The sequence below is a fragment of the Actinoplanes sp. NPDC051388 genome (assembly GCF_055586225.1).
The window spans coordinates 1-1500 of sequence record NZ_JBVJIP010000046.1; the positions used below are offsets into that span (position 1 = coordinate 1).

Consider the following 1500-nt stretch of genomic DNA (forward strand, 5'->3'; position numbering starts at 1 on the left):
GCGGGTCAGTGGACGCTGCCCAGCGAGGAGACGATTGCCCGCTTGGTCTTCGTGTTGCGCACGACGAGCAGGTAGCGGTCGCCCTTCCGGAGTATGGTGGATCGGACCTTGAGCGCTGCTGTCCCAGCCGTGAGGGTCCGGTTGTTCAGCACCGTGGTACGGGTGCTGAGGTATCGCGATGCCTTTCCCTTGTTGATTTTGTAGATGGTGGCCAGGCACGGTGCTTTCTTGGTGCAGGCGGCGGCGGCCCGGACGGTGGTGGTGTTGCCGGCCGCCTTGCCTGAGGTGGGTGTCGGCTTGAGCTTGCTCTTGACCTTGTAGGTCGGGACGCTGAACGTAATGTTGTCGACCGTCACGAGTACGCCTTCGGAGCGGGTGGGTGTGGCCGCCCACGGCGTGTAGGTGGGTGCGTCGTTGGTGCCGGTGCTGCCAGTGCGGGTGGTGTTGAAGAAGTAGGGCGCGTCGGTCGGCAGGACGCCGTAGAGGTTGAGCAGGGCGCCCGAGGGCAGGAACGCCTCGATGGTGCCTTTCTGCAGTCCGCCGAGCGAGGTGCGGTGCGTGGACGCCGCTTGGATGTCGAGCAGCGGTGCGGCCGCGCTCCCGCTGGGCTGCAGGAAGCCGGCGATGGCGTTCTGGGTCGCGAAGACCGCGCCGGTCAGCGCCGAGTCCAGCGTGTCGTCGAGACTGAACAGCAGCGTGGCGCCGAGCCTCTCGCTGTCGGCCTGCGCGATCTCACAGTTGAAGATCGGTGTGGCGGTGCAGCCGTTGTTCTCCGGCAGGCTCGTCCAGTCAACGGACGGGATGGTCGCAGGGCGGAACCGTACGTGCACGGTGGCGTCATCCTGGCCGAGGTTGTCGGTGCGCCAGTCGATCAGGTGGCCGTTGAGCCAGCTCCAGCGCAGGCTTTTGCCGAGCGTGTTCAACGCGATCGTCATGTCGATGATCGTGTTTTCGGTGACGGCCGGTGTGACCGTGTTCGCGCGTTCGGAACCGAAGTCCCAGCCGTTGCCGCCGCCGTCGGCGCCGTAGACGACGGTGAGGGCCACGCGGTTGGGCGTCGAGTAACAGTGACCGGGCTGCGCGGGTTGTCCCGCCGGGCAGAGGTTCACCGGCGCGACCACTGCGCCGAGCTGGCCGGGGGCCACCTCGGCCGCCACGGGCGCGTCCGCGGTGAAGACGGGGGTGATCTGGTCACCGTTGATCACGCTCATCGAGGTGACGTACGGCCGGGCGGTAGGTCCACCACTCATGTCGGCCCAGCCGCCCTGGTTGCTGCTGTTACCCGGGGTGCCCTGAGCGGCATCGGCGTCCGACTGGGTCTGCATCCAGTCGGTGACGGGCGCACCGTCGGCGAAGACGGCCGAGGTGTTCGCCCCGACCAGCCCGGCCGCAGCGATCATCGCCACCGCACCCGTTGCCAGGACCCTACGCTGAATACCGATCATGGGCAGCTCTTCCCCCGTGTCCGTGTCTGTAGTCGCCGGTTCAGGTCGGTCGTTG

General features: G+C 67.3%; 1 protein-coding gene. It reads right to left on the minus strand.

Features of this window, described 5'->3' with window-relative positions; all coding sequences use genetic code 11:
- Positions 1 to 5: 5 nt before the first annotated feature.
- The gene (locus ACZ6TI_RS48125; protein ID WP_465352035.1) at positions 6 to 1400 is read right to left on the minus strand and encodes a hypothetical protein; all 1395 of its coding nucleotides are present in this window, start codon (positions 1398 to 1400) and stop codon (positions 6 to 8) included.
- Between the last annotated feature and the right edge of the window lie 100 nt (positions 1401 to 1500).

What these genes read in the sequence shown, in the direction of transcription:
- ACZ6TI_RS48125 (WP_465352035.1), bottom strand. Translation starts at nt 1,400, where the DNA reads ATGATCGCTGCGGCCGGGCTGGTCGGGGCGAACACCTCGGCCGTCTTC.